This is a genomic window from Micromonospora sp. C31, from assembly GCF_018070575.1.
Taxonomy (GTDB): Bacteria; Actinomycetota; Actinomycetes; order Mycobacteriales; family Micromonosporaceae; genus Micromonospora.
This window is the reverse complement of sequence record NZ_JAGPXN010000001.1, coordinates 905,574-931,706: the sequence shown is the minus strand read 5'-3', so window position 1 is coordinate 931,706 and position 26,133 is coordinate 905,574. Positions and strand designations below refer to the sequence as shown.

At 74.4% G+C, this 26,133-nt stretch carries 27 protein-coding genes; 18 read left to right on the top strand and 9 right to left on the bottom strand.

The genetic code is table 11. The annotated features are described in order from the left end of the window. Window positions 1-95 precede the first annotated feature (95 nt). The 3 genes from radA to KBX06_RS04340 form a co-directional block, all read right to left on the bottom strand. The gene (gene radA / locus KBX06_RS04350) at window positions 96-1,547 is read right to left on the bottom strand and encodes a DNA repair protein RadA (RefSeq protein WP_210832810.1); all 1,452 of its coding nucleotides are present in this window, start codon (window positions 1,545-1,547) and stop codon (window positions 96-98) included. 89 nt (window positions 1,548-1,636) lie between these two features. Next, complete coding sequence (locus tag KBX06_RS04345; RefSeq protein WP_210832809.1) at window positions 1,637-2,383, bottom strand: hypothetical protein; 747 nt, start codon at window positions 2,381-2,383, stop codon at window positions 1,637-1,639. 139 nt (window positions 2,384-2,522) lie between these two features. Then, a complete protein-coding gene (locus KBX06_RS04340; RefSeq protein WP_210832808.1) occupies window positions 2,523-3,362 on the bottom strand; it encodes a UbiA family prenyltransferase in 840 nt (279 codons plus the stop codon). A gap of 45 nt (window positions 3,363-3,407) precedes the next feature. On the opposite strand from KBX06_RS04340, the gene KBX06_RS04335 reads away from it, so the two are divergent. From KBX06_RS04335 to KBX06_RS04320, 4 genes are all read left to right on the top strand, one after another. Then, window positions 3,408-4,229, top strand: coding sequence for a methyltransferase domain-containing protein (locus KBX06_RS04335; protein ID WP_210832807.1), 822 nt, complete (start codon window positions 3,408-3,410; stop codon window positions 4,227-4,229). Window positions 4,230-4,273: 44 nt separating this feature from the next. Beyond that, a complete protein-coding gene (locus KBX06_RS04330; protein ID WP_210832806.1) occupies window positions 4,274-5,440 on the top strand; it encodes an acyl-CoA dehydrogenase family protein in 1,167 nt (388 codons plus the stop codon). 100 nt (window positions 5,441-5,540) lie between these two features. Continuing rightward, a complete protein-coding gene (locus KBX06_RS04325; RefSeq protein ID WP_210832967.1) occupies window positions 5,541-6,599 on the top strand; it encodes a type III polyketide synthase in 1,059 nt (352 codons plus the stop codon). 31 nt (window positions 6,600-6,630) lie between these two features. Then, complete coding sequence (locus KBX06_RS04320; RefSeq protein ID WP_210832805.1) at window positions 6,631-7,392, top strand: hypothetical protein; 762 nt, start codon at window positions 6,631-6,633, stop codon at window positions 7,390-7,392. Between the two features lie 165 nt (window positions 7,393-7,557). Here the strand turns inward: KBX06_RS04320 and KBX06_RS04315 are convergent, their stop codons facing one another. Beyond that, window positions 7,558-8,250, bottom strand: coding sequence for a hypothetical protein (locus tag KBX06_RS04315; RefSeq protein ID WP_210832804.1), 693 nt, complete (start codon window positions 8,248-8,250; stop codon window positions 7,558-7,560). 326 nt (window positions 8,251-8,576) lie between these two features. On the opposite strand from KBX06_RS04315, the gene KBX06_RS04310 reads away from it, so the two are divergent. Genes KBX06_RS04310 through KBX06_RS04295 form a run of 4 tightly spaced genes read left to right on the top strand, consistent with a single transcriptional unit; the run spans window position 8,577 to window position 11,349 of the window. Beyond that, on the top strand, window positions 8,577-9,062 hold the full coding sequence (locus tag KBX06_RS04310) for a CarD family transcriptional regulator (RefSeq protein ID WP_091626665.1): 486 nt from the start codon (window positions 8,577-8,579) through the stop codon (window positions 9,060-9,062). Between the two features lie 56 nt (window positions 9,063-9,118). Beyond that, window positions 9,119-9,814: a 2-C-methyl-D-erythritol 4-phosphate cytidylyltransferase gene (gene ispD, locus KBX06_RS04305; protein ID WP_210832803.1), complete on the top strand. Its 696-nt coding sequence runs from the start codon at window positions 9,119-9,121 to the stop codon at window positions 9,812-9,814. Window positions 9,815-9,830: 16 nt separating this feature from the next. Continuing rightward, window positions 9,831-10,313, top strand: coding sequence for a 2-C-methyl-D-erythritol 2,4-cyclodiphosphate synthase (ispF, locus tag KBX06_RS04300; protein WP_210832802.1), 483 nt, complete (start codon window positions 9,831-9,833; stop codon window positions 10,311-10,313). 10 nt (window positions 10,314-10,323) lie between these two features. After that, the gene (locus KBX06_RS04295; RefSeq protein WP_210832801.1) at window positions 10,324-11,349 is read left to right on the top strand and encodes a tetratricopeptide repeat protein; all 1,026 of its coding nucleotides are present in this window, start codon (window positions 10,324-10,326) and stop codon (window positions 11,347-11,349) included. 379 nt (window positions 11,350-11,728) lie between these two features. Here KBX06_RS04295 and KBX06_RS04290 read toward each other — a convergent pair whose 3' ends face one another. After that, window positions 11,729-12,895, bottom strand: a complete 1,167-nt coding sequence (locus KBX06_RS04290) for a homogentisate 1,2-dioxygenase (RefSeq protein WP_210832800.1) — start codon at window positions 12,893-12,895, stop codon at window positions 11,729-11,731. 95 nt (window positions 12,896-12,990) lie between these two features. Between KBX06_RS04290 and KBX06_RS04285 the strand changes: the two genes are divergently transcribed. From KBX06_RS04285 to KBX06_RS04250, 8 genes are all read left to right on the top strand, one after another. Continuing rightward, window positions 12,991-13,863, top strand: a complete 873-nt coding sequence (locus KBX06_RS04285; protein WP_210832799.1) for a hypothetical protein — start codon at window positions 12,991-12,993, stop codon at window positions 13,861-13,863. Window positions 13,864-13,939: 76 nt separating this feature from the next. Continuing rightward, window positions 13,940-15,139, top strand: a complete 1,200-nt coding sequence (gene fahA, locus KBX06_RS04280; RefSeq protein ID WP_210832798.1) for a fumarylacetoacetase — start codon at window positions 13,940-13,942, stop codon at window positions 15,137-15,139. 176 nt (window positions 15,140-15,315) lie between these two features. Continuing rightward, the gene (locus tag KBX06_RS04275; RefSeq protein WP_210832797.1) at window positions 15,316-15,525 is read left to right on the top strand and encodes a DUF397 domain-containing protein; all 210 of its coding nucleotides are present in this window, start codon (window positions 15,316-15,318) and stop codon (window positions 15,523-15,525) included. A 97-nt stretch (window positions 15,526-15,622) separates the two neighbouring features. Further along, a complete protein-coding gene (locus KBX06_RS04270; RefSeq protein WP_210832796.1) occupies window positions 15,623-16,096 on the top strand; it encodes an SRPBCC family protein in 474 nt (157 codons plus the stop codon). Window positions 16,097-16,181: 85 nt separating this feature from the next. After that, a complete protein-coding gene (locus KBX06_RS04265; protein ID WP_210832795.1) occupies window positions 16,182-17,435 on the top strand; it encodes a PQQ-binding-like beta-propeller repeat protein in 1,254 nt (417 codons plus the stop codon). A 58-nt stretch (window positions 17,436-17,493) separates the two neighbouring features. Then, entirely contained in the window at window positions 17,494-18,033 is a 540-nt protein-coding gene (locus KBX06_RS04260; RefSeq protein ID WP_210832794.1) for a hypothetical protein, read from the top strand. Window positions 18,034-18,091: 58 nt separating this feature from the next. Further along, window positions 18,092-18,634 carry a hypothetical protein gene (locus KBX06_RS04255; protein ID WP_210832793.1) on the top strand — a complete coding sequence of 181 codons (543 nt, stop codon included), beginning with the start codon at window positions 18,092-18,094 and terminating at the stop codon, window positions 18,632-18,634. A gap of 304 nt (window positions 18,635-18,938) precedes the next feature. Continuing rightward, window positions 18,939-19,721 carry a hypothetical protein gene (locus tag KBX06_RS04250; RefSeq protein ID WP_210832792.1) on the top strand — a complete coding sequence of 261 codons (783 nt, stop codon included), beginning with the start codon at window positions 18,939-18,941 and terminating at the stop codon, window positions 19,719-19,721. Window positions 19,722-19,797: 76 nt separating this feature from the next. Here KBX06_RS04250 and hisC read toward each other — a convergent pair whose 3' ends face one another. From hisC to hppD, 4 genes are read right to left on the bottom strand one after another with little or no spacing between them, the layout of a single operon-like run. Next, complete coding sequence (gene hisC, locus KBX06_RS04245) at window positions 19,798-20,901, bottom strand: histidinol-phosphate transaminase (RefSeq protein ID WP_210832791.1); 1,104 nt, start codon at window positions 20,899-20,901, stop codon at window positions 19,798-19,800. Further along, on the bottom strand, window positions 20,898-21,914 hold the full coding sequence (locus KBX06_RS04240) for an RDD family protein (protein WP_210832790.1): 1,017 nt from the start codon (window positions 21,912-21,914) through the stop codon (window positions 20,898-20,900). The genes hisC and KBX06_RS04240 overlap by 4 nt, the downstream gene beginning before the upstream one ends. Before the next feature lie 22 nt (window positions 21,915-21,936). After that, the gene (locus tag KBX06_RS04235; protein ID WP_210832789.1) at window positions 21,937-22,662 is read right to left on the bottom strand and encodes an RDD family protein; all 726 of its coding nucleotides are present in this window, start codon (window positions 22,660-22,662) and stop codon (window positions 21,937-21,939) included. An 11-nt stretch (window positions 22,663-22,673) separates the two neighbouring features. Next, window positions 22,674-23,879 (bottom strand): 4-hydroxyphenylpyruvate dioxygenase, encoded by a 1,206-nt coding sequence (hppD, locus tag KBX06_RS04230; RefSeq protein WP_210832788.1) that lies wholly within the window; start codon window positions 23,877-23,879, stop codon window positions 22,674-22,676. Between the two features lie 151 nt (window positions 23,880-24,030). Here hppD and KBX06_RS04225 point away from each other — a divergent pair, with 151 nt between their 5' ends. Then, complete coding sequence (locus KBX06_RS04225) at window positions 24,031-24,519, top strand: Lrp/AsnC family transcriptional regulator (RefSeq protein ID WP_210832787.1); 489 nt, start codon at window positions 24,031-24,033, stop codon at window positions 24,517-24,519. A gap of 130 nt (window positions 24,520-24,649) precedes the next feature. Then, window positions 24,650-26,071, top strand: a complete 1,422-nt coding sequence (locus tag KBX06_RS04220) for a PQQ-binding-like beta-propeller repeat protein (RefSeq protein ID WP_374225563.1) — start codon at window positions 24,650-24,652, stop codon at window positions 26,069-26,071. Window positions 26,072-26,133: the final 62 nt, after the last annotated feature.

The following is a 26,133-nucleotide window of genomic DNA, read 5'->3' as shown; positions in this document are numbered from 1 at the left end:
GTGATGTGTCACGATGCCCCACCTCGCCCGGACCATGGGCTGTCGCCCGAGCTGTCCGGTATCGGGCTGTGCGTTCCGCCGGAGGCCGTCGGCGGTCACTCGGCGGACGCCCGGGCGACGGCCTGGAGCGCCGCACGTACGTCGGTCACCTCGATCACCCGCATGTGCTCGGGGGTGACGCCGGTGCTGTCGGGGCCGCAGCCGGTCGGCACCAGCGCGAGCCGGAACCCGAGCCGGGCCGCCTCGGCCAGGCGGCGCGGCACCGCGCCGACGCGGCGTACCTCGCCGGTCAGGCCGACCTCGCCGATCGCCACCAGGTGCGGCGCGATGGCCAGGTTGAGCCCGCCGGAGGCGACGGCGAGGGCGACGGCGAGGTCGGCCGCTGGCTCCACCACCCGGATGCCGCCGACGGTGGCCGCGAAGACCTCCCGGTCGTGCAGGGTCAGGCGTTCCGTGCGCCGCTGGAGCACCGCCAGCACCATCGCCAGCCGGGCCGAGTCGAGGCCCGACACCGTCCGCCGGGGCGAGCCGGCCACGGTCGCGCCGATCAGCGCCTGCACCTCGGTGACGAGCGCCCGGCGCCCCTCCATCGCAACCGTGACGCAGGTGCCGGGCACCGGTTCCGAGTAGCGGGTCAGGAAGAGCCCGGACGGGTCGGCCAGGCTGCTGATGCCGCCCTCGTGCATCTCGAAGCAACCCACCTCGTCGGCGGCGCCGAACCGGTTCTTCACCCCGCGCACCATGCGCAGCGAGGAGTGCTTGTCGCCCTCGAAGTGCAGCACCACGTCGACCAGGTGCTCCAGCACCCGGGGGCCGGCCACCTGCCCGTCCTTGGTGACGTGGCCCACCAGCACGGTGGCGATGCCGCGTTCCTTGGCCACCGCGACCAGGGCGGCGGTGACCGCCCGCACCTGGGTCACCCCACCCGAGACCCCCTCGGCGCCGGTGGTGGAGATGGTCTGCACCGAGTCGAGCACCAGCAGGCCCGGCTTGACCGCGTCGAGGTGACCGAGCACGGCGGCGAGGTCGCTCTCGGCCGCGAGGTAGAGCTGGTCGTGCAGGGCGCCCATCCGCTCGGCGCGCAGCCGGACCTGGCTGACCGACTCCTCGCCGCTGACCACCAGGGAGGGGCTGCCCGCGCCGGCGGCCCACTGCTGGGCCACGTCGAGCAGCAGGGTGGACTTGCCGACCCCCGGCTCGCCGGCGAGCAGCACCACCGCGCCGGGGACCAGACCGCCGCCGAGGACCCGGTCGAGCTCGCTGACGCCGGTGGGGCGGGCCCGTGCCGGTGCGGCGCTGATGGTGGCGATCGGCCGGGCCGGCTCGGCCGGCATCCGGGAGCTGACCACCTTTCCGGAGACCGTCGGGCCGGTGACCGTGCACTCGACCACCGAGCCCCATTCGCCGCACTCCGGGCAGCGCCCGACCCACTTGGGCGGTTGGTGCCCGCAGGCGTCGCACTCGTAGGCCGGCCGGGGCTCGCGGGCGGCGGCGCGGCCCCGCCCGGTTCCGCCGGCGCGGGAGGGGGTCGATCGGGAGGTGGTCACATGGGGACGTTAGTCCCCGGGTACGACGAAGACACCGTCGGCGTGGCGGTCACCACGCCGACGGTGTCGTCGGTCTGAACGGGGCGGGGTCAGTGCCCGCCGCCCTCCTCCTGGCCCTCGTAGCCGCCCTCGCGCTCGATGATCGGCGACGGGCGAGCGGCCGGGGTGAGCGGCACGGCGACGGGCGCCGGGCCGGTGAGCGTGACGCCGTTGCCGAAGTCGAAGGTCACGAAGACGTTCTGGCCGGAGCGCAGCGACTCGTCCAGCCCGATGAGCTGGAGGACCCGGTCAGCCTCGGTGTTGAGCTGCACGTAGCTCAGCGGCGCGACCTCGATCCGGGCCGGCTCGCCGGCCGGCGCGGCCGGGCTCTCCGGTGCCGACGGGCTCTGCGGGGCCTCGGGGCTGGCGGAGCCGGAAGGGCTCTCCGGGGCACCCGGGCTGGCCGGCTGCGACCCGGACGGGTCGGGCGACGGCGACCCGCTCGGGGACGCCGGCGGGCTGGCCGTCGCGCCGGTGCCGGTGATCACCACCTCGCGGGCGCTGTCGGTGGTCACCGTCACGGTGACCGGGTTGCGCGAGTCGTTGTAGATCACGGCGTTCAGGACGGCGTTGGCGCCCGCCGGGTATCCGTCGGTGCCGGGAAAGTCGACCAGCAGGCCGCGGACCGCGTACTCGCCGTTGGGGGCCGACAGGTTGACGCCCTGGACCGACGGCTCCTTGTTGGCGGTCTCGGAGACCTGGCCGGCGCCGCAGCCGGACAGCAGCAGCCCGGTCGCCGCGGCCATCCCGGACAGCAGCAGGGCCGCCCGCCGGGAACCCCTGATCGAGCGCGTCACGTCGGTCCTCCTCGTCACGATCCCACCCGGTGCTCACGCCGGGCGTGGTGGCCATGCCCGCGCAGACCGCGCTCCAGGGTAGTTGGGCCTGATCCACCTCCGCACGCCGACCCGGAGATGCCCTCCGAGGGGGCTCGCCTCACACCAGTCGGCCGCTGGTGACCAGCAGGACGACGTCGATGAGGGCGATCAGCATCACGGCCCGGAAGGCGGCCACCTGCCGGCCTCCGGCCCGGGTGGCGGTGCGCCCCGCGTACCAGCTCAGCGGCGGCACCACGACGGCGGCCGCGACCGCGGCGAGGCCGACCCCCGACGGCGGCCCGGGTGGCCCGAGGGCCAGCGTGGCGGTCGCCGCGAGCAGCAGCAGCGCGGCGGCGGCGCGGCTGCCGGCCGGGCCCAGCCGGTGCGGCAGCCCGCGCACCCCCGTCCGGGCGTCGTCGGCCAGGTCGGGCAGGACGTTGGCGAAGTGCGCCCCGGCGCCCAGACAGGCCGCGGCGGCGACCAGCCAGACCGGCGGGGCCACCGGCCCGGGCAACGCCAGCACGGCGAAGGCGGGCAGCGAGCCGAAGGAGACCGCGTAGGGCAGCACCGAGACGGGGGTCGACTTCAGCGGCCAGTCGTAGAGCAGCGCGCAGACCAGCCCGAGGGTGGCGCACAGCGCGGCGGTCGGGCCGGTGGCCAGCGCCAGCGCCGGGGTGGCGAGCGCGGCCACCGCGGCGGCCACGGCCGTGACGCGCCGGCCGACCGCGCCGGCGGCGACCGGTTTGTCGGTACGCCCCACCGTGGCGTCCCGCTCGGCGTCGAGCGCGTCGTTGGCCCAGCCCACGGCGAGCTGGCTGGCCGCCACGGTGAGCACCACGGCGAGGATCCCGGCGGGCCGGTGCCCGACGCCCCACGCCAGCAGCCCGGCCACCGTGGTGACCGCGGCGGCCGGCTCCGGGTGACTCGCCCTGACCAGCCCTAGCACCGTTGGCGACATGAGGAAAGTCTGGTCGTTACCGGGCAGTCGTGCCACGCTCGGTCCATGTCAGACGCGGGCCGCACCCTGCCACGCAACGATCCGCGCCAGTACGACGACCTGGCCGGCGAGTGGTGGCGACCCGACGGCGCGTTCGCGATGCTGCACTGGCTGGCCGAGGCCCGCGCGGCGCTCGTGCCACCAGCGTCCCGTCCCGGCGCCCTCCTGGTCGACCTCGGCTGTGGGGCCGGGCTGCTCGCCCCGCACCTGGCCGGCAAGGGCTACCGGCACGTGGGTGTCGACCTGACCCGGTCGGCCCTGGAGCAGGCCGTCGCGCACGGGGTCACCGCCGTCAACGGCGACGTCACCGCCGTACCGCTGGCCGACGGGTGCGCCGACGTGGTCGCCGCGGGCGAGTTGCTGGAGCACGTGCCGGACTGGCGGCGCGCGGTGGCCGAGGCGTGCCGGCTGCTGCGGCCCGGCGGCCTGCTCGTCCTGGACACGTTGAACGACACGGCGCTGAGTCGGCTGCTCGCCGTGCGGATCGCCGAGCGGCTGCCCACCGTACCGAGGGGCATCCACGATCCACGGTTGTTCGTGGACGCCCGGGCGCTGGTGGCCGAGTGCGCCCGGCACGGGGTCGACCTGCGCCTGCGGGGCGTCCGGCCGGGGATGCCCGGCCTGGTCGGCTGGCTGGTCCGCCGGATGCGTGCCGCCGGCCGTCCGGGTGCGACGCCGGACGACCGTCCGGACGCGACGCCGGGCGACCGTCCGGGCGCGACGCCGGGCGACCGTCGAACCGCGACGGCTGCCGGCCCGACGCCGCGGATCGTGCCGACCTGGTCGACCGCCGTGCTCTACCAGGGGCGTGGCACGCGGAGCGGATAGCGGTGCCCGTCCCTGGGTAGGGAGAGGGCCGAGAAGGGGGCTGTATGACGCAGCACGCGCTCCAGGCGGCTCGCCGCCTGGCACCGAGGCTCGCCGCCCGGGCGGCGGAGCACGACCGGGAGGGCTCCTTCCCGACCGAGGACTTCCGGGACCTGCGCGAGGCGGGGCTCTTCGGCCTGATGGTCCCCACCGCGCTCGGCGGAGCGGGCGCCACCTTCGCCGAGTACGCGGCGGTCGCCACCGAGCTGGCCCGGGGCAACGGCGCGACGGCCCTGGTGTTCAACATGCACGCCTCGGTCACCGGTGCGCTCGGCGCGGTGACCGAGGACCTGGCCGAGGCGCTCGGGGTGCCGGACGAGGCGCTGGCCGCCCGGGACCGGCTGCTCGCCGCCGCCGCCCAGGGCTCCTGGTACGCCGTGGCGATGAGCGAGCGCGGCGCTGGTGCCCGGCTCTCCCGGCTCAGCACCGTCTACGAGCCGGTCGACGGCGGCTGGCACCTCAAGGGCAGCAAGACGTTCTGTTCCGGGGCGGGGCACGCGGACGGCTACCTGGTGGCCGCCCGCAGCGCCGCCGACCCGTCGGTGGTCTCCCAATTTTTGGTGCCGGCCGGCAACGGGCTGACCGTCGAGCCGACCTGGGACTCGCTCGGCATGCGCGCGACCTCCTCACACGACCTGCACCTGGACGTGACCGTGCCGGCCGACCGGCTGCTTGGCGGCGTGGAGGGGCTGGCCCTGGTGGTCGCCCAGCTCATGCCGCACTGGCTGGTGGCCAGCTACGCCGCCGTCTACGTCGGGGTCGCCCGGGCGGCGGTCGACGCGGCGGCCGAGCACCTGAACGCCCGCAACCTGGCCGGCCTGCCAGCGGTCCGGTCCCGCCTCGGCCGGGCCGACGCGGCGGTGGCGGCGGCCCAGCTCGTGGTCGCGGAGGCGGCCCGCCGGGTCGACGAAGCGCCGGGCGACGCGGAGACGAACCGTTGGGTGTGGCGGGCCAAGCTGCTGGCCGGCACCACCGCCGCCGATGTGGCGGCGTCCGTGCTGGAGGCGGCCGGCACGTCGGCCACCCGGCGGGGGCATCCGCTGGAGCGGCTCTACCGGGACGCCCGCTGCGGCTCGCTGCACCCGGCGACGTCGGACGTCTGCGCGGACTGGCTCGGCATCGCCGCGCTGGGCGGCGACCCGGACCGCGACGGAACGGTCCCTCGTTGGTGAGCGTGGGGAGTCCGCCGAGGCGGCGGACGCGCGGGCGCACGGTGCGGGAGGCCCTTTCAGGGGCGGGATCTGCCGCCCGGTGCGCAAGGCCGGACGAGAGGTGGGCATGGTGGCCGTACCGGTGATCGCGGGGCTGGGAGCGGCACATCCGCCGTCGGCCGCGCAGGACGACCTGTGGGAGGGCTTCTTCTCGAAGCACTTCTCCGGCAGCACGCGGGCGTTGGCGCAGCGGATCTTCACGCACTCGGGGGTCACCCGCCGGCAGGCGGCCGTGAACCCGTTGCTGGAGGACGTCTCCGACTGGCCGACCGAGCGGCGGATGCGCCGCTACCTGGTGGAGGCGCTGCCGCTGGGCAAGGAGGCGGTGGGCCGGGCGCTGACCGCCGCCGGCCTGTCCGCCGGCGACGTCGGGCTCTTCGTCGTCTGCTCGTGCACCGGCTACGCCACCCCGGGGCTGGACATCCTGCTCGCCCGGGACCTGGGCATGGCACCGGACACGCAGCGCATGTTCGTCGGGCACATGGGCTGCTACGCGGCCCTGCCGGGGCTGGGCGCGGCGAGCGACTTCGTCACCGCGCGGGGCCGGCCCGCGCTGCTGCTCTGCGCGGAGCTGACCAGCCTGCACATCCAGCCCTCCAGCGCCCGGGTGGACACCCAGCAGATCGTCTCCCACGCGCTCTTCTCGGACGCCGCGGTCGCCGCCGTGGTCGTTCCGGGCGGCCGGGGGTACGTGCTGCGCGAGGTCACCTCCGTCACGGACACCTCGACGGCCGACCACATGACCTGGGACGTCACCGACACGGGTTTCCGGATGGGGCTGTCGCCGAAGGTGCCGCAGGTGCTCTCCACGCACGTCCGGGGCCTGGTCGAAGGGCTGCTGGCCCGGCACGGCTCGACGCTGTCCGAGGTGGACGGCTGGGCGGTGCACCCGGGCGGCCCGCGCATCCTCAACGTGGTCGAGCGGGAGCTGGCCCTGCCGCCGGAAGGGCTGGCGGCGTCCCGGGCGACGCTGGACGAGCACGGCAACTGCTCGTCGCCGACGGTGCTGCTGATCCTCGACCGGCTGCGCCGGGCCGCGTCGCAGCCGCGGCGGGTGGTGATGCTGGCGTTCGGCCCCGGCCTGACCCTCTACGCCGCGTTGCTCGAACGACAGCAGTGATGCGTTCGCGAGGCGCGGTTACCCTCTGCTGATGGACGCCGATGCGGCAGACCGGCCGGAATCCGGCCCCGATCCGGGTGGGCAGGCGACTCGCGGCGGAGCCGGCGTCGACCGGCTGCGCACCGTCGTGCTGGCCGTGGCGGGGCTGGCCGCGCTGATCGGCGGCGGGTGGTGGTGGCAGGTCGAGGCGCCCCGCACCGGGCCGGTCGGGGCCGCTTCGAGCGCCGCACCGCGGGTCGGGAACGGGGCAGACGGGCCGGCGGCGGCCCGGGCCCGGGCCGTCTCCCCGGAAGGGCCCGGGAGATCGAGCAGCTTCTGGCTCGTCGATCCGGGGACCGGCGAGGCGACCAGGACGGACCCGCGCAGCGGCCTCGTCTTCCGGGTCGACCCGGGCAGCGGCGACGCCGTCCGGGTCGACGTCGGACCCGGCGGCCGGGACGCCCGCCGGCGGATGGAGCAGGGGCTCGACGAGGTCACGCGGCACAGCGGGCTGGCCAGACTCCCCGACACGGTCTGGACCGCTCGGGGCCTGCTCCGGTCGACGGAGGGGCTCGTCAAGCGGGCCTCCGCCGAGGGCGGGGCACGGCATTCACTCCAGTTCCGTTGCGTCGGCCCCGGCGAGCTGCTGATCGTGATCGACGGGGCGCGGGCGGCGGACCCGATCACCAGCGCCTGCGACGGCTCGGTCACCGCGACGGAGGTCACCGGGCAGGGCGGGCTGTTCCAGGTCTCGTTGTCGAGCGCCAACGCCGAGCCGCTGCGGGTCGAGGCGCAACTGGTCGCCCTGCCCTGACCTCCTCCCACTCAACTGCCTGGCAAGCGTTAGGAAGGGCCCCCTGCACATCAGATCCTGATAGGAAGGGGCCCTTCCTATCAGGCGACCGGTTCCGGGGCGGTCTGCCGCGTCTCGGCGCCGGTCGGGCGCGGCCCGAGGTGGGCGCTCGTGGTGCGGTGTGGCTCAGGCGGCGAGTCGGGCCAGGTCGGCGCGGTAGTCCTCGGCGGAGCGGATCTCGGGCACCACCTTGACGAGGACGCCGGACCGGTCCACCAGCAGCGCGGTGGTGGCGCCGGGACGGGCCGGCAGGTGCAGGAACGCGCGCAGCCCGCCGGCCGGGTCGGCGAGCGGTCGTACGGTTGCCCCGGCGGGCGGCGTGGCACGGACGGGCCGGGCTCCGGCGACGGTGACCACCGTGACGCCGGCCGGTGCCAGGGCGGCGGCGGTGGCCACGTCCTGTGGGCAGGGGCAACCGTCCACGAGGATGATCATCGCCGGCACCAGCGCGCGCAGGGGCACCGGTGACTGCCCCGGATCGACCAGGTCCAGTGCGGGCAGCGGTCGACCGGCCAACTCGGCGGGCGACGCGTGCGGGGCGGGGGTGGGCTCGGGGGTGAACCGGTCGGGCCGGGGCCAGGTGACCGCCGCGAGGCCGGCGAGGGTGGCCAGCACCGCCACGAGCAGCACCAGCATGGGCAGGGCGAACGGGGGCCGGGCCGCCGGGCGCGGGACGGCGTGACGGGGCGTGCGGCGCAGTTCGCGGCGGATCTGTTCGGCCTCGGCGGTCAGCGCGGAGGCGTCGTCCGGCACGACCACCCGGCCCCACTCGGGTGGCAGGTCGGGCAGTTCGGGGCCGTCTGCGTCGGGCTTGCCCATCGCACCCCCAGGGACGTGTCGGTGAGCGTCCGCGGCTCGACCTCCAGCGTCCCGCACGGAACGGGCTGCCGCTACACCTGGGCGAGTTCCGGGCCGGACGGCTACCATGGGAAGAGCGCATAGCCCTTGATCTCGACGTTCGCGTCACTCGTACCGGGACGTCATCTGAGCGTTACGGAGCGTGTTCAAACCACTGGTTTGGCGGTCTGTCAAGCTGAAGAAAGACCTCTCACAGGGCCCCTGAGCTGCGCCAACGGTCAGGACAGCGGTGAGACATCGGTGCCTGAGCGTGTTACCCTAGACACAGCGAAAGGGGTTTCGAACCTATGGTTTTCAGTGTCGGCGAGACCGTTGTTTACCCCCACCACGGGGCCGCACTCATCGAGGCAATCGAGACTCGGGTCATCAAGGGCGAGCCTAAGCAATACCTCGTCTTGAAGGTCGCGCAGGGTGACCTGACGGTCCGGGTGCCTGCCGAGAACGCCGAGATCGTGGGTGTGCGCGAGGTGGTCGGCGAAGAGGGCCTCGGCAAGGTCTTCGACGTGCTCCGTGCACCGCACACCGAGGAGCCGACCAACTGGTCGCGGCGTTACAAGGCGAATCTGGAGAAGCTGGCCTCCGGTAACCCGCTGAAGGTCGCCGAGGTCGTGCGCGACCTGTGGCGGCGGGAGCGGGAGCGCGGTCTCTCCGCGGGTGAGAAGCGCATGCTCGCGAAGGCCCGCGACATTCTCGTCGGCGAGGTCGCGCTGGCCGAGAAGAGCACCAAGGACGAGGCGGAGACGCTGCTCGACAAGGTCCTCACCGAGGCCTAGTTCCCACAGCATCGTCGTACCCGATTCGTAGCGAACAAACCACCGAGGACCGCGACGTGACCGCGCAGCTCAATCCGTGCGGTGACGTCGCGGTCCTCGTGCCTGCGGCCGGTGCCGGCGTACGGCTCGGCCCCGGCCGACCCAAGGCATTGCGTCTGCTCGGCGGGGAACCCCTGCTGGTGCACGCGGTCCGGCGGCTCGCCGCCGCGCCGTCGGTGCACACCATCGTCGTGGCCGCCCCGGCCGCCGAGGTGGCGGCGGTGCGCGACCTGCTCGCCCCGGTCGCCCCGGTGACCGTGGTGCCCGGTGGTGCCGAGCGGCAGGCGTCGGTGGCCGCCGCCCTCGCGGCGGTGCCTGCCGGCCCGCAGATCGTCCTCGTACACGATGCCGCCCGGGCACTGACCCCGCCCGACCTGGTGGAGTCCGTCGCGGCGGCCGTCCGCGCCGGCCACGACGCGGTGATCCCGGTGCTCCCCGTCGTCGACACGATCAAGGAGGTCGACGCCGACGAGGTCGTCCTCGGCACCGTCGACCGCTCCGCCCTGCGGGCGGTGCAGACCCCGCAGGGCTTCCGTCGGGCGGTGCTGACGGCCGCGCACGCCGCCGCCGGCGATCCGCTCACCGACGACGCCGGCCTGGTCGAGAAGCAGGGCGTCCCGGTGTCCTGCGTCCCCGGCTCGGAGTACGCGCTGAAGGTCACCCGCCCGTTCGACCTGGCGTTGGCCGAGCACCTGCTCGCCACCGGCGCCTGACGCGTACCCTCTTCGCATGATCGTTCCCCGGGTGGCCATCGGCACCGACGTGCACGCCTTCGAGGCGGGCCGGCCGTGCTGGGTGGCCGGCCTGCACTGGCCCGACCAGGACGGCCTGGCCGGGCACTCGGACGCCGACGTGGCCGCGCACGCCGCCTGCAACGCGCTGCTCTCGGCGGCCGGCCTCGGGGACCTGGGCGCCAACTTCGGCGTGGGCCAGCCCGAGTGGGCCGGCGCGTCGGGCGTCGCCCTGCTCACCGAGAGCGCCCGCCGGGTGCGGGCCGCCGGCTTCGCGATCGGCAACGTGTCCGTGCAGGTGGTCGGCGACCGACCCAAGATCGGCCCGCGCCGCGAGGAGGCCCAGCGGGTGCTCTCCGAGGCGGTCGGCGCGCCGGTGACCGTCTCCGCGGCGACCACCGACGGCCTCGGCTTCACCGGTCGCGGCGAGGGCCTCACCGGCATCGCGGTGGCCCTGGTGTACGAGGCTCCGGCAGCCTAGGCTCGCCGCGATGTCCAGCGACGCCACCTCCGACCGGTCCGCCGCCGACGGCTACGTCCAGCGCGCCCAGCTCCTCGCCGAGCTGGGCCGCTACGACGAGGCCGCGGCCGAGGTCTCCTACGCCGTCGCCCTGGACCCGGCCGACGCCGCGGCGCTGACCCTGCTGTCCCGGGTCCACCTCGCGGCCGGCCGGCCGACGGAGGCGCTCACCGCCGCCGACGCCGCGGTCGCCGCCGCCCCGGACGACGTGGCGGCACTGGTCGCCCGTGCCCTCGCCCTCGGCGACCTGGAGGAGTACGCCGAGGCGGCCCGCACCGCCGACCGGATCCTGGCGCTGGGCCCCGACGACGCGTACGCCCAGAGCAGCGCGGCGGCGATCCTGGCCGGCTCGCGCAACGGGCAGCCGGCGCTGAACGCGGCCTGGCGTGGGGTCGAGTTGGCACCCGAGGACCCGCAGGCGCACCTGGTGCTCGGGCTGGTGGCGGCGAACATGCAGATGTTCGACCTGGCCGAGCGCGCCTATCGGGAGGCGCTGCGGCTGGACCCCCAGCTCGCCGAGGCCCGCCACGACATCGGGGTGCTGCGGTTGGAGCAGCGGCGCTGGAGCGAGGCGCTGGAACATCTCGCCGAGGCTGCCGCGATGAGCCCAGGTCGGGTCGACTCCCGGCGGACCATCTCGCTCGGCCTGCGCCAGCTCGTGGTCTACGGAGCGGGCTGGACGATGATCACCGCCGTGCTGATCGCCTGCATGGCTCCGGGCAGCGCGGGACTGTCCCGCTTCGCGGCGGCGTTCGCGGCGCTCGGCGGGGCCCTGGTGGTCTGGCGCTTCGCCGCCCGGCTGCCCGGCCTGTCCCGGACCATCCTGCCGAGCCTGCTCCGCTCGGACCGGACCCTGGCGCTGGCCGTCTACGCAGCCGCCGTCGCGCCCGCACTGATCCTGCTCTACGCCCTGGTCGGCACCCCGTGGCCGCTGGTTCTCGCCATCGGGGTCGCGACCGCCGCCGAACTCGCCGTGCTGTCCCGTACGACGGCCTAGGCGCCTGTCACCCGATCGACGCTCCACCCCAGGCACCAGGTCGAGCGCCGGACGGGGGGCGGTCCGGGTCGGGTACAGGTGGCCTACCCGAAGTCCTGGACCGAACGCCCGCCCGCACCGCTCGCACACATCGTCCGACCGGAGATACCGCCTCCCGCGTTCATCGTCCACACCTGGGGCGGACGCCTCACCGTGGAGAGGAGCACTCGTGCAGGACCGGATTGCGGCAGGCGTAGGGGCGGCCTACCTGCTGCTCGTAGGGATGCCGTTCGTCGTGGCTGTCGGCTTCGCCGTGGCTTCCCGCAGCGAGAAGAAGCGCGCTGACGCCCACAGGGTCGCGGTGAAGTTGGCGGTGATGCTGATGCGACCGGTCGACGCGCTAGGGACGGCGGGCCCAGGTCCAGGCGTATCCCTCGTCCTCGCACGCGGTCGCGGCGTCGCAGAGGTCGAGGGGCCGGAAGGTGTCGACCATGACGGCCAGCTCGTCGAAGAAGTCGGCGCCGATGGAGCGCTCGGCGGCGCCCGGCTGCGGGCCGTGGGTGAAGCCGGACGGGTGCAGCGAGATCGAGCCCTGCTCGATGCCGGAGCCGCGCCGGGCCTCGTAGTTGCCGCCGGTGTAGAAGAGCATCTCGTCGGAGTCGACGTTGTGGTGGTTGTACGGCACCGGGATCGCGTCCGGGTGGTAGTCGACCTTGCGGGGCACGAACGAGCAGATCACGAAGTTGGGGCCCTGGAACGTCTGGTGCACGGGCGGCGGCTGGTGGATCCGGCCGGTGATCGGCTCGAAGTCGTGGATGGAGAACGCCCACGGGTACATGTGGCCGTCCCAGCCGACCACGTCGAACGGGTGGTGGGCGTAGACGTAGCGCGTCCAACCCCGCCGGTGCCGGACGAGCACCTCCACGTCCTCGTCGTCGACGAGCAGTGGCGCGTCCGGTCCCCGGACGTCGCGCTCGCAGTAGGGCGAGTGCTCCAGGAACTGGCCCCGCACGGAGAGGTAGCGCTTGGGCGGGCCGACGTGGCCGGCCGCCTCGACGGCGAGCAGCCGGGTCGGCGCGTCGCCGGTGGGCACCAGCCGGTGGATGGTCGAGGTGGGGATGACGACGTAGTCGCCGGGCACCGCGTCGAGCACGCCGAAGGTGGACTCGACGCGCAGGGTGCCCGACTCCACGTACAGGCAGTGGTCGCCGGTGGCGTCGCGGAACAGCGGGGACGGCCGGTCCGCCAGCACGTACGCGATGCGCACGTCGTCGTTGGCGAGCAGGTACCGCCGGCCGAGCAGCGGGTCGGCGCCGGTGCCGTCGAGCTTGTGGGTGCGCAGGTGCCGGGGCTTGAGCGGCAGGTTCGGCACCCGGGTGAACGCCGGCGGGGTGAACTCCTCGGCCGCCACGATCGCGGTCGGCGCGTGCCGGTGGTAGAGCAGGGACGAGTCGGAGGAGAAGCCCTCCTGGCCCATCAGCTCCTCGGCGTAGAGGCTGCCGTCGGGCTGGCGGAACTGGGTGTGGCGCTTGCGCGGCACCTCGCCGACGCTGCGGTAGTACGGCATCTCGCCTCCCGGTTCGTCCCGTTCACCGATCCACTGACGTCCGATTATCGGACGCTGTTGTCCGTTCCTTGTAGCGTCCCGTACATTCTTGTCTCGTGTCAACGCAGGTGCCCGCGCTTCTCGACGGCCTCGTCGACGACGCCGCCGTCTTTCCGCCCGGCAGCGCGCCGCTGCCCGACGCCGTCGCCGCGCACCGGCGGCACCGCAGCGCCTGGTACGCGGGCCTGGTCGGCCCGCTCCTGGTGCCGGCCACCAGGCTGCCCGAGCTGGCGGGCCTGCTCGCCGCCGACGAGCGGATCGCCGTCGGCGTGATCGGCGACGTGCCGCTCGACCGGCTCGACGAGGTACGGGCCACGGCCGACCCGCGCATCCGCGTACGCCAGGTGGAGGCGGCGGCGGCCAGGCGCGGCGAGGACCCGCTGCCCGGCCTGGCCGAGCTGGTGGCGCTGGCCCGCCGCTCGGGCGCCGGCTCGGCCCCCCTCGACGCCGTCTACGCCGAGCTGCCGCTCACGTTCGGGCTGATGGGGGCGCTGGACGCGCTCGCCGCCGCCCGCGCCGACGGCGTGCCGGTCGCCGCGAAGTTCCGCACCGGCGGGTTGGCCGCCGAGCTGTTCCCCAGCCCGGCGGAGCTGGCCGCGGTGATCTGCGCCTGCCGGGACCGGGGGCTGCCGTTCAAGCTGACCGCCGGGCTGCACCAGGCGGTCCGGCACCTCGACGCGGAGACCGGCTTCACCCACCACGGCTTCGTCAACGTGCTGGCGGCGACACTGGCCGCCGCCGGAGGTGCCACGGTGGCGCAGGTGGCCGAGCTGCTGACCGTGGCCGACCCGCGCCCGCTGGTGCCGCACGCGGAGGCCGGGCTGGACGGGCCCCGCCCGCTGTGGATCGGCTTCGGCTCGTGCAGCATCCTGGAACCACTGACCGATCTGATCCGGCTGGGGCTGGTGAACGGGGGCTTCGACGTATGAGCGAGCGTCAGCGAGCGAATCATCTTTGCCGGCCGGTGGTGCCTCAGGCCGGTCCGGAGCGAAGCGGAGGGCCGGCATGAGCTGGGTGACGGGTGCCGAGGGTTCGCCCTACGGGGTGACCAACCTGCCGTACGGGGTGTTCCGCCGCGCGCAGGGCGTGCCGTGCGTCGGCGTACGCATCGGCGACTTCGTGTTCGACCTGGCCGGCGCGGAGGAGGCCGACCTGGTGCTGGCCGCCGGGACGCTGGGCCGGCCCACCCTCAACGACTTCATGGCCCTCGGACGCCCACAGTGGACGGCCGTCCGGCAGCGGGTGACCGAGCTGCTCACCGACGCCGCCCACCGGCCGGCGGTGGAGCCGCTGCTGGTCCCGCTGGCCGAGGTGGGGATGCAGCTGCCGTTCGAGGTCGCCGACTACGTCGACTTCTACTCCTCCGAGCACCACGCGGCCAACGTGGGTCAGATCTTCCGGCCCGGCCAGCCGCCGCTGCTGCCCAACTGGAAGCACCTGCCGATCGGCTACCACGGCCGGGCCGGCACGGTCGTCGTCTCCGGCACCCCGGTGGTGCGGCCGAGCGGGCAGCGCGCCACCCCGCAGGGGCCGGTCACCGGCCCGTCCGTACGTCTCGACATCGAGGCCGAGGTCGGCTTCGTGGTCGGCGTGCCCAGCCCGCTGGGCGACCGTGTCCCGACCGACGACTTCGCCGACCACGTCTTCGGCGTCGTGCTGGTCAACGACTGGTCGGCCCGCGACATCCAGGCCTGGGAGTACCAGCCCCTCGGCCCGTTCCTGGGCAAGTCGTTCGCCACCTCGGTCTCGGCCTGGGTGACCCCGTTGGACGCGCTGGGCGACGCCTTCGTCCCCGCCCCCGAGCAGGACCCGGCGGTCGCCGACTACCTGCGCGACGTGCCACACCTCGGCCTGGACCTGCGCCTGTCGGTGCGGTGGAACGGCGAGCTGGTCAGCGAGCCGCCGTTCGCCACCATGTACTGGACGCCGGCCCAGCAGTTGGCCCACCTCACCGTGAACGGCGCCGCACTGCGCACCGGCGACCTCTACGCCTCGGGCACCGTCTCCGGGCCCGAGCGGGGACAGGTCGGTTCGTTCCTGGAACTCAGCTGGGGCGGGACCGAGCCGGTCAAGCTCGCCGGGGGCGAGACCCGCACGTTCCTGGAGAACGGCGACACGGTCACCATCACCGCCACCGCGCCCGGCCCGGACGGCACCACCATCGCCCTCGGCGAGGTGACCGGGAAGATCCTCGCCGCGCGCTGATCCGCCTTCCGATCATCGACGGTCCCCGGTCGCACCAACTGTGCGACCGGGGACCGCGTCTTTCGCGTTGATCGTCGCGGATTCCGTCGCCATGCCGCGCCGGGCCGGCCCGGACTCCCCTTCCGGTTCCGGACCCGGCCGCCGGTTGGCGCACCGACGACAGGAAGGTGACGACGATGAACGATCTCGCGGGCGCGGTCTGGCGCACCAGCAGCCGCTCCAATGACCAGGGTCTCTGCGTGGAGGTGGCGGACAACCTGGTCGACGCCCTCGGCGTGGTGGGCGTACGCGACTCAAAGGACCAGGCGGGCCCCACGCTGGCGGTCAGCCCGCCGGGGTGGACGGCCTTCGTCGGCGCGATCCGCGCCGGCCAGTTCGGTCGCTGACGCGTCGAGCAGGATCGGGGCTTCCGGCGGTGAAAGTTCCGCTCAGGGGCCCCGATCCGCGCTCACCCGGCGTACCGTCGAGGCCACGGGAGGTGGCATGTCGACGGTCGCGGTCACGGAGTTCGTGCAGGCGCACGACGTCGACCTCTGGCGGCTGCTGACCGACCTGACCACCCGCACCCGGCGCTTCACCGGGCCGGTGGAGGTGCTCACCCCCGGCCCGTTCGGCCCGGGCACCACGTGGCGCGAGACCCGTTCCCAGCCCGACGGCACCGCGCTGCTCGAGGAGTTCGTCGTCATCGAGGCCGAGCCGCCCCGACGGCTGGTGCTCGGCTCGCGGGGCGCCGGGGTGGATTACCAGATCACCTGGACGCTGCGCCCGGTCGAGCGGCGTCGCCGGGGCTGCACCGCCGTCACGGTCGAGCAGGAGGCGGTGCCGACCGCCCCGTACAGCCGGATGGTGGCCCTGCTGCTCGGCGGGCTGGCGGCCCGGGCGGTCGAGCGCGCGCTGCGCCAGGACCTCGCCGACCTGGCCGCCGCCGCGACCACCGGCGCGACCGAGGCGGCCTGAGGCGCCCGCCGGGGCAACCGTCCGCCGGCGACCTGACCGGGCCCTGACCGGCCCTGCTGGGTAGGGTGCCGGGCGGAGGTGTGGCATGGGGTTCCCGAACGGCCGGCGGCGGATCGCGGTGGCGGTCGCGGCGCTGCTCGCCACCGTCGCCGTCGCGGCGACGGTCTACCGGGTGCTCGCCCCCGCGGAGGTCGTCACGCCCGCCCGCGCCGAATACCCGGCCGCCGCGTCCCCCGCCGTCGGCGTGGTCGGCCGGCTCCCCGTCGCCCCGCTCATCGTGGACGGGCGGCTGCGGGTCTACGCGGCCCACCGCCAGGTCTACGCCGACCGCCCGGTCGACGGCCGGCACCGGACGACCCCGTACTGGTCGTACCGCCGTTGGCCGGCGACGCTCGACGGGGTCGTGGCGAGCGGGACGACGGTGGTCACCCGCTGGTCGGACGGTCGACTCGTGGCGCTGGACGCGCGGACGGGCCGGGTCGCCTGGCGGGCGGACGGGCCGGCGCCGGTCGGGGAACGGACGGTCCGGCGCACCGGCGCGGCGACGGTCTGGGATCCCCGGGGGATCTTCGTGGCCGCCGCGTCCGACGGCCGGCACGTGGTGGTGGCGGCCGGGGCGGACCGGGTGCGGGCCGTCGACCTGGCCGACGGGCGCGAACTGTGGCGGGCCGAGGTGGACTCGGGGTGCCATGAGACGGTCGGCAGCACCGCGTCGGGGCAGTTGATCGGCGTCGACTCCTGCGCCGGGCCGGCGGTCGTGGAGTTCCGCGACGCCGTCACCGGCGCGGCGGGTGTCCGCTGGCGGCCCCCGGGAGCCGGTGCCGATCTGGTGGCGGCCCCGGTCGGCTGCGGGACCGGCCGGACCGGGTGCACCGGCCTGCGGACGGCCGCGCCGGGCGACGACGCGGGTCGGGGCTGGCTGCTCGGCACCGGTGATCCGGTCGCCGCCCCGGCCCTGGACCGGCCGGACGCCGAACTCGTCGGCGAGACGGCCGTGGCGGTCGTCGACGGCGTGCCGGTCGGCCGGTCGGCGCGTACGGGCGCGGAGCTGTGGCGCCGTACCGGCCTGCCGCAGGTGCGGCTGCTCGCCGTCCAGCCCGACCGGGTGCACCTGCTGACGGAGACGAACGACCTGGTGACGCTGGACCCGGCGACAGGGGCGCAGCGGTCCTTCTTCGCGCTCAACGTGGGCTCGGACGGCATCGGCTGGGCGCCCGGCGCGGCGTACGCGGCCGACGGGTTCGTGGCCGTGGAGCGGCTCCGCAAGCCGGTCGATCCGACGGGCGACGACCGGCGCTACTACCTGACCTCGGAGCCGCTCATCCTCGCCGCCACCTGACGCCACGCCAGGACGACCTATTCGACAAAAGGGACAAAGGGAACTTATAGTCTCGGGTGTGCGTCTGTTTGCTGCCCTGTTCGGGGCGATCCTGATCCTGTTGCCGGCCACGCCGGCCGACGCGGCCGCCGCCGGCCGGGTCTTCGCGCTGCGGGCGACGGTGGGTGTCGACATCACCACTCCGGCGTCGGTCAGTCTGGGGGCCACCTTCCCGGGCGCCACCCTCACCGGCCAGCTCGGCGTGGTGGCGGTGCGGGACACCCGAGGGGGCGGGGCAGGGGAGCAGAGAACCTGGGTGGCGACAGTTTCCGCCACGTCCTTCGTCACCGGGGCCGGCGGCCCGGAGCAGACCATCATTCCGGCGCAGATCTCCTACTGGTCGGGGCCGGCGGTGCGGGTCACCGGTGGTGGCGCGGTGGTGCCCGGTCAGCTCACCTCGGCGCAGGCGGTCGCGCTGGACGTGACGCGTCAGGCGTTCAGCAAGGTGTCGGGCAGTGGCAACAGCACCGTCGAGTGGAACCCGACCATTCGGATCGCGGTACCGAACACCGCTACAACGGGAACCTACCTGGGGACAATCACCCACTCTGCAGCCTGAAGAGTGATTTGTCCGGAAACTAGCTGTCTCGGGTTGTTATGCGAATAGCGTGGGGTGCATGAGGAAGCCACTACTTGCCCTGACCGTCGCCACGGCCGCCGTGGTGGCACTGGCATCGCCCGCCGCAGCGGCGCCCACCGACGAAACCGTCGTCACCTTCACGGTGGGCGCCGCCAACCTGGACATCACCGCGCCGCCCGCGGTGAACCTCGGGGCCACCTTCGCAGACGGGGTGATCGAGGGAAACATCGGCCCGGTGCAGGTCGTCGACCAACGTGCGGCGCTCACCGCCACCTGGGTCGCGACGGTCACCACGACCGCGTTCACCACCGGAGCCGGCGCTCCTGAGGAAACCATCGTGCCCTCCCTGGTCGAATACTGGTCGGGGCCGGCCACCGCCACCACCGGCACCGGCACGTTCGTGCCGGGACAGCTCACCGCGGCCGAACGGGTCACCCTCAACCTCCCCCGGACGGCCTTCTCGAAGACCTCCGGCAGCGGCAACAACTCGGCCACCTGGAGCCCGACACTGCGGGTCAACGTGCCGGCGACCGCCGTCACCGGTACCTACACTGCGACGGTGACCCATTCGGTGGCCTGACCCGGCCCGCGTCGTCGCCCTGGCCCTGACCCTCCTGGTCGCGGCCGGGGCCCCGGCCGCGACCGCCGCCGCGTCCGCACCCGCCGTCCGTGAGCCGGGCCAGCCCAGCGTCGACCAGCCCGCCACAGAACCCCGGCGCGACGCACCCCGTGGGTCACCGGGCACCAGCCCGAGCCCGGTCGGCGAGGCCCCGGCCGTCGGTATCCGGCTGCTCGACGCACCCGTCGACCGGCGGGACGACAGCCGGGCACACAAGTACGTCGTCGACCACGTCCGGCCCGGCACCACCATCGAGCGGCGCGTCATGGTGCAGAACATCACCGAGGCCCGCCGTCCGATAGCGGTCTACGCCGCCGCAGCTGACGTCACCAAGCACGGTTTCGTCTTCGCCCCCGGCCGCACCGCGAACGAGCTGAGCAGCTGGACCAGCGTCAACCGTCCGAAGCCGGACCTGGAAGCCGACGAACAGACCGAGGTGCTGGTGGTCATCCAGGTGCCCCGCGACGCGGAGGCGGGCGAGCGGTACGCGGTGCTCTGGGCGGAGGTGGCCAGCGCCGACGGGCAGACCATCCGCAACGTCGGCCGCGTCGGCGTGCGGATCTACCTGTCCGTCGGGCCCGGCGGCGAGCCACCGTCCGGCTTCGAGATCGGCCCGTTGACCGGCAGCCGGGAGGCCGACGGCACCCCGGTGCTGACCGCCGAGGTGCGCAACACCGGCAAGCGGGCACTCGACCTCGCCGGTGACCTGCGGCTCACCGATGGGCCGTCCGGCCTGTCCGCCGGACCGGTCAGGACCGAGGCGCACACCCTGCCGCTGGGCGGCACGACCACGATCCGGGTGGCGCTGGACCGGCGGCTGCCCGACGGTCCGTGGACCGCCGAGCTCGCTCTGGCCAGCGGCTGGACCAAGAGGTCAGTTACGGGGACCGTCAAGTTCGGCGGGCCCGCGCCCGCTGCCGCCAGCATCGACCGGACCGGTCAGGTGCTCACCGGCGGCCTGGTCACGTCCGGGCTCGTGATGGCGCTGTTCGCCGGCTACGCGTACCGCCGGCGGGCCCGGTTCCGGGAGCCCGCGGTGGCGGCCTGAGCCGTCCGGGCCGGTCCGTTCGGGGATGGCGGACCGGCCCGGACCAGGGTGTCGCCCGGCGCACGCCGGCACGACCTCAGGCCAGGGCCGCCTCGGCGGCGGCGAGGAACACGTCGTTCTCGGCCGGGGTGCCGATGGTCACCCGGACGCCGTCGCCCGCGAACGGCCGGACGATCACGCCCCGAGCCTCGCACGCCTTGGCGAAGTCCACCGCCCGGTCGCGCAGCGGCAGCCAGACGAAGTTGGCCTGGCTCGCCGGCACGTCGCCGACGAGCTTGCGCAGCGTCTCGGTCACGCGGTCGCGTTCGGCCACCACGAGGGCGCAACGCCGCCGCACCTCGTCCTCCTGGGCCAGGGCGGCGAGCGCACCCGCCTGCGCGGCCATGCTGCTGGAGAAGGGCGTCACGACCTTGCGCACGGCCGCCGCCACCGCCGGCTGGGCGACCAGGAAGCCGATCCGCAGGCCGGCCAGGCCCCAGGCCTTGGAGAGCGTCCGCAGCACGACCACGTTCGGCCGGTCGAGGTAGGTGAGGCCGTCCGGCACCTCCGGGTCGGTGACGAACTCGCGGTACGCCTCGTCGATCACGACCAGCACGTCCTCGCCGACCGCGTCGAGGAACCGGTCCAACTCGGCCCGGCGCACCGACGTGCCGGTGGGGTTGTTCGGGTTGCAGACCACGATCAGCCGCGTCCGGTCGGTCACCGCCGCCGCCATCGCCGTCAGGTCGTGCCCGTGCCCGGCGTCGTTGGGCACCCGTACGCTGGTCGCGCCGCTGGTCGCCGCGATGATCGGGTACGCCTCGAAGGAGCGCCACGCGTAGAGGAACTCGTCGCCGGGCAGGCAGGTGGCCCGGACGAGGTGCTCGGCCAGCGCCACCGACCCGCAGCCGGTGGCGATCCGGTCGACGTCCACGCCGTACCGCCCGGACAGGGCCTGACGCAGCGCGAGCACGCCCATGTCCGGGTAGCGGTGCACGCCGGCGACGGCCTCGGCGACGGCCTCCACCACGCCGGGCAGCGGCCCGTACGGCACCTCGTTGCTGGCCAGCTTGATCGCCTCGGGCAGGCCGAGCTCGCGGGCCAGGTCGGCCGGGCTGCGGCCGGGCACGTAGTTGGGCAGCGCGTCCAGGTCGGCGCGGGTCAGCCGCAGCGCCGGCTGGTGGCGTCCGGGTTCGGTCATGGGGTGTCTCCCGATGGGTGGGTGCGGTCGTCGGGGGTGCGGTCGTTCGGGGCGGTGCCCGCGCCGGGAGCGGTGCCTTCCTCGGCGGCGCTCCCGCCCCCGCTGGTGCGGTTGCCGCGCGGGAGCTGGACCACCACGGTCTGCGCCCGCTTGTCGTGCAACGCCTGACGCAGCGGGTGGTCGAAGAGCGGAGAGAGCGCGTCGACGAGCTGGAGCAGCAGGCCGAGGCCGCAGCAGTACCAGAGCAGGGTGGGCAGGCCGAGGGTGTTCCACCGGCGCAGCGCCCGGCCGAAGCCGAGCGGCTGGTCCGCGCTCATGGGCAGCACCTTGACGCCCACCAGCCGCTTGCCGAAGGTCTGCCCGCCCGAGGCCATCGTCGGCACCTCGTACGCGAGCCAGAGCGCGGTGGCGATCAGCAGGATGACGACCTGGAGGCCGCCGGCCTGTTCGCTGGGCTGTGGCAGGCCGTCGGTGGAGCTGTCGCCGGCCATCGCCCGCCGGAACACCTCCCGCCAGTACGGCGCGACCTCCTCGACCAGCCGCCAGACGAACCAGCCGTTCACCACGGCGTTCAGCGCGAAGACGATCGCGAAGTCGATCAGCCGGGCGACCAGCCGGGCGCCGAACCCGGCCAGGGGAAGCCCGTGCGGGCGGGGCTCCGGCGGCCGTCCGGGCCAGCCGCCGGCCGGCCAGCCGGGCGGCGGACCGCCACCGGGCGGCCAACCGGGCGGCGGGGCCTGCGGGTGGCCGTGCCCCTGCGGCGGCTGCCAGGGGTAGTGCTGGCCCGGATGCGGCTGCCCCGGCAGGGGCGGCCCGCCCGCGGGGGCGCCCGGCGCGGAGACCGGGGCCACGGGCGACGTCGGGGCGGGCGCGGGCGGCGGTTCGGCCGGCGGTGGTCCCTCGGGTGGGGTGGCGTCGACGGGGATCGGCGCGCCGATCCAGCCCTCGCCGTCCCAGTAGCGTCGGGTGTCCGGGTCTGCCGGGTCGACGTACCAGCCCGGTTCGACGCTCATGGCCTGGCCTCGCTGCGCTCGCTCACGCAGCCACCTTAACGACGACCGTGCCGGCGAACTTGTCGTGGAGGCACTGCTGCCAGGGCTTGTCCCACAACTGCCAGAGCCCGTCGAGGTAGCTGAGGCCGGGCAGGAAGCCGGCGGCCACGTACTGCACGGCGTAGCGCTTGCCGGCCATCCGCCGGTCCAGGGTGGCGGCGGGGTCGAGCGGCACGATCCGCAGCTTCATCACCCGCTTGCCGAACGTCTGCCCGGTGCGCTTCATGTATTCCACGTGGTAGAGCCAGTAGAGGCCGAACATCACCACCATCAGGCCCAGCTGGAGCAGGAACAGCGGCAGCAGGAACTCCGTGAGGAACGCGTCGGGCGTCGGCCCGAGGGTGCCGTCCGGGTTGGTCCGGGACAGGTCGCCCGTCATGTTCAGGAACAGGATCAGCATCGGCGGCATGAGGAGGACCATCATCACCGCCGTGCTCAGCGCGCCGTCGATCAGCGCGGCGAGCAGCCGGTCACCGAAGCTGGCGAGCGGTTGGCCGCCCGGCCCGAGCGCCGGGGCCGGGCGGGGCGGCCCGGCCCAGCCCGGGGGCGGCGGGGTCCAGCCCGGGGGCGGCGGGAGCTGACCGGGCGGGACGTGCTGGGGAGGCACCGCGTACCCAGGATTGGCGGGACCGGAAGGCGGCGCGAAGCCGCCGGCGGCGGGCGGGGGCCCACCGGCCGGCGGCGTCGGGTACGTCGGAGGCTGTGTCACGCTCGTCAGTGTTACAGGTTGCCGCGCGCTTCCTGCTCCCGCTCGATGGCCTGGAAGAGCGCCTTGAAGTTGCCCTTGCCGAAGCCGAGCGAGCCGTGCCGCTCGATCAGCTCGAAGAAGACCGTCGGGCGGTCCTGCACCGGCTTCGTGAAGATCTGGAGCAGGTAGCCGTCCTCGTCCCGGTCGACCAGGATCTTGCGGGCCTTCAGCTCCTCGATCGGCACCCGCACCTGGCCGATCCGGGCGCGCAGCTCCGGGTCGTCGTAGTACGAGTCGGGGGTCTCCAGGAACTCGACGCCGGCGGCACGCATGGCGTCGACGCTGGCCAGGATGTCGTTGGTGGCCACGGCGATGTGCTGGGCGCCCGGGCCCTGGTAGAACTCCAGGTACTCGTCGATCTGCGACTTCTTGCGGGCGATCGCCGGCTCGTTGAGCGGGAACTTCACCTTGCGGGTGCCGTTCGCGACGACCTTGCTCATCAGCGCCGAGTAGTCGGTGGCGATGTCGTCGCCGATGAACTCGGCCATGTTCGAGAAGCCCATGACGCGCTTGTAGAAGTCGACCCACTCGTCCATCCGGCCGAGCTCGACGTTGCCGACCACGTGGTCGACGGCCTGGAAGAAGCGCTTCGGCTGGAGGCCGGCGTCGATCATCGGTTGCCGGTCCACGATCGGCCCGCGAGCCACGAAGCCGGGCAGGAACGGGCCCGTGTAGCGGGACCGGTCGACGAGCGTGTGCGCCGTGTCGCCGTACGCGGCGATGGCCGCCATGCGGACGGTGCCGTGCTCGTCGCTGACGTCGTGCGGCTCGGTCAGGCCGGTGGCGCCCTGCGCGGTGGCGTGCGCGTACGCCGCGTCGACGTCCGGCACCTCCAGCGCGATGTCGGAGACACCGTCGCTGTGCTTGGTCACGTGCTCGGCGCCCGGGGCGTCGGGGCGGACCGCGCCGGTCAGCACGAACCGCGCCGAGCCGCTGGTCAGCACGTACTGGGCGTGGTCCCGGTAGCCCTGCTCCGGGCCCCGGTACGCCACGCAGGTCATGCCGAACGCGGTGGAGTAGTAGTGCGCGGCCTGCTTGGCGTTGCCCACCAGGAAGTGCACGAAGTCGAGGCCCTTGACGGGGAACGGGTCGCGGCTGATGTCGTGGTCGACGGCGCCGACGAGCACGTCGACGTCGACGTCTTCGGTTGCCTGGGGCCGGTCGATCGCCTGGGTCATCGCGGTCTCCCTCTCGTACCGGTCGGCCCGGGTGGGCCGCCGCCGTGGTCGTGGTGGGTGCTTCCTTCCGCGAGGATCGCGGTGACCCGCCCACTGGGCAACCGTCCGCGTTGCGGCTGGTCAGGTTGCACATTCGGTAGGGTGACCTGCCATGAATGCTGGTCAAGGTGTACAGCTGGACACGCTCGACGCGCGGTTGATCGAACTGCTCGCCGAGGAACCGCGGATCGGGGTGCTGGAATGCTCCCGGCGCCTCGGCGTGGCCCGGGGCACCGTGCAGGCCCGGCTGGACAAGCTGCTGGAGCGGGGCGTCGTCGGCGGATTCGGGCCGGAGATCTCCCCGGCGGCGATCGGGTTCGGGGTGACCAGCTTCGTCACCCTGGAGATCAGCCAACGGCACGGGCACGACCAGGTCGCCGCGCACCTGGCCGCGATCCCGGAGGTGCTGGAGGCGCACACCATCACCGGCTCCAGCGACCTGCTCTGCCGGATCGTGGCCCGCTCGAACACCGACCTCCAGCGGGTGATCGACCAGATCGTCTCGTACGAGGGCATCCGCCGGGCCTCCACGATCATCGCCCTGGCCGAGCAGATCCCGTACCGCACGCTTCCCCTGGTCCGCTCCGCCGCCCAGCGGTAAGGAAGGGACCCTTCCTATATACGGGGCGATAGTAGGGGGCCCTTCCTTACGCCCTCGGCGCGGCGAGAAAGGGCGGCGACACGGCGGCGCGGGAGGGCGACGACGCGGCGGTCGTCGCTACGGTGTGCGTGTGGCGAAGGCGGGCGGCCCCGGGTGGCGTGGCGGGCTGCTGCTCGCGCTCGTCGTGGTCGTCGCGCTCGCCGCGACCGGGGTGTGGAACCCGTTTCCCGGGGTCTGGGACTGGGTCGACCGCAGCGAGCCGATCTCCGAGCCCGACGTGGTCTGGCAGCAGCGTGTCGGCGGCACCCCGCGCAGCGTGACCATCGCCGGTGACACCGTCGTGGTCGAGCAGCGCACCCGCGTGGAGGCCCGCAGCCTGGCCACCGGAGCCCAGTTGTGGGAGCGCAAGGCCGACTGGTCGGCGGTGGCCGGCGGCGACCGGGACCCGGTCGTCGTCGTGGGCAAGCTGCTGGTCAAGGGGTACGAGGTGCTCGACCCCACGACCGGCGTCACGCGCCGGCGCGACGGCGACGCGGTGGCCGTCTGGACGTACCGCAACATGCTGCTCGACGCCCACTGCGTCGACGCCACCGACTGCACGGTGAGCGCCTGGGACCCGCGCGGCACCGCCCCGCTCTGGACGGCCTTCGTGCCGGGGGTGCGCAGCGGGCTGCTCGGCGACAACCCCGGGCTGCTCGGTACCCGCCGCCTCGACGCCGTCCGGATCGACGACGAGGTGGCCGGCCCGGAACCCGTACCGCCGCTGCTCGGGTTCCCCATCGACGGCCGGGTGCACGTCCTCGACACCGCCACCGGGCGGGTGCTCCAGGACGTCGAGCCCGGCCGGGACGAGCGGCTGTCGGTCGTCGGCGGCCGGCTGCTTCGGATCACCGCCCGATCCCAGGACGGCACCTGCTACTTCGCCATCTCCGGCCGCGACGCGGCGACCGGCCAGGAGGCGTGGCAGCGGACCGGCATCAACCTGCGGACCGCCGACAACGCCGGCTGCGTGCAGCGCGAGGACCCGCACGGTGCGCGCAACGTGCTGATCGGGGTGGCCCCGGACACCCGCGAGGCGGTCCTCGACGGCTACGACGGGCGGCTGCTGCTGGTCACCTCCGCCGGGGAACGGCTGCTCGCGGTCGACGACCGGCACGCCCTGGTCCGGCCGGCCGACAAGCGCGCGGTCATCGGCCGGGAACTGGGTGCCGGCCGCGTCCGGTGGACCCGCCCCGCCGGATCGAAGGCCGGCGCCGCGCTCACCCCGTACGCCGCCGTGATCGCCGATGAGAAGCCGTCCCGGCTGGTGGCGCTGGACCCGCGTACCGGGCGGGAACTGGCGAGCCTGCGCACCTCCGCGAACGCGCTCGCGGTCGGCCGGGGCGGCATGGTCATCGGCGAGGGGCGGGAGATCGGCTATGTCCGCTTCGGCGGAGCCCCGGGCGCCCCCGTCCCGCCACGCGACGGCGGCGTACCCGGCCCCGGCGGCACGGCGGGTGTGCCCGGGCCGCAGGACAGCTGCGGCCCGAAGCGGGAACTCTGCCCCGGGTGAGAGCGTCGTCCCAGGACCCACCCGGCGGGTGGGACTGATCGACCCTTCTGCCCTAGGCTTTC

Excerpts from the sequence above, each read along its gene's own strand:
- KBX06_RS04340 (WP_210832808.1), bottom strand. The coding sequence starts at position 3,362 with ATGTCGCCAACGGTGCTAGGGCTGGTCAGGGCGAGTCACCCGGAGCCG.
- KBX06_RS04335 (WP_210832807.1), top strand. The coding sequence starts at position 3,408 with ATGTCAGACGCGGGCCGCACCCTGCCACGCAACGATCCGCGCCAGTAC.
- KBX06_RS04330 (WP_210832806.1), top strand. The coding sequence starts at position 4,274 with ATGACGCAGCACGCGCTCCAGGCGGCTCGCCGCCTGGCACCGAGGCTC.
- KBX06_RS04320 (WP_210832805.1), top strand. The coding sequence starts at position 6,631 with ATGGACGCCGATGCGGCAGACCGGCCGGAATCCGGCCCCGATCCGGGT.
- KBX06_RS04315 (WP_210832804.1), bottom strand. The coding sequence starts at position 8,250 with ATGGGCAAGCCCGACGCAGACGGCCCCGAACTGCCCGACCTGCCACCC.
- KBX06_RS04310 (WP_091626665.1), top strand. The coding sequence starts at position 8,577 with ATGGTTTTCAGTGTCGGCGAGACCGTTGTTTACCCCCACCACGGGGCC.
- ispF (WP_210832802.1), top strand. The coding sequence starts at position 9,831 with ATGATCGTTCCCCGGGTGGCCATCGGCACCGACGTGCACGCCTTCGAG.
- KBX06_RS04295 (WP_210832801.1), top strand. The coding sequence starts at position 10,324 with ATGTCCAGCGACGCCACCTCCGACCGGTCCGCCGCCGACGGCTACGTC.
- KBX06_RS04290 (WP_210832800.1), bottom strand. The coding sequence starts at position 12,895 with ATGCCGTACTACCGCAGCGTCGGCGAGGTGCCGCGCAAGCGCCACACC.
- fahA (WP_210832798.1), top strand. The coding sequence starts at position 13,940 with ATGAGCTGGGTGACGGGTGCCGAGGGTTCGCCCTACGGGGTGACCAAC.
- KBX06_RS04275 (WP_210832797.1), top strand. The coding sequence starts at position 15,316 with ATGAACGATCTCGCGGGCGCGGTCTGGCGCACCAGCAGCCGCTCCAAT.
- KBX06_RS04270 (WP_210832796.1), top strand. The coding sequence starts at position 15,623 with ATGTCGACGGTCGCGGTCACGGAGTTCGTGCAGGCGCACGACGTCGAC.
- KBX06_RS04265 (WP_210832795.1), top strand. The coding sequence starts at position 16,182 with ATGGGGTTCCCGAACGGCCGGCGGCGGATCGCGGTGGCGGTCGCGGCG.
- KBX06_RS04255 (WP_210832793.1), top strand. The coding sequence starts at position 18,092 with ATGAGGAAGCCACTACTTGCCCTGACCGTCGCCACGGCCGCCGTGGTG.
- KBX06_RS04250 (WP_210832792.1), top strand. The coding sequence starts at position 18,939 with ATGGTGCAGAACATCACCGAGGCCCGCCGTCCGATAGCGGTCTACGCC.
- hisC (WP_210832791.1), bottom strand. The coding sequence starts at position 20,901 with ATGACCGAACCCGGACGCCACCAGCCGGCGCTGCGGCTGACCCGCGCC.
- KBX06_RS04240 (WP_210832790.1), bottom strand. The coding sequence starts at position 21,914 with ATGAGCGTCGAACCGGGCTGGTACGTCGACCCGGCAGACCCGGACACC.
- hppD (WP_210832788.1), bottom strand. The coding sequence starts at position 23,879 with ATGACCCAGGCGATCGACCGGCCCCAGGCAACCGAAGACGTCGACGTC.
- KBX06_RS04225 (WP_210832787.1), top strand. The coding sequence starts at position 24,031 with ATGAATGCTGGTCAAGGTGTACAGCTGGACACGCTCGACGCGCGGTTG.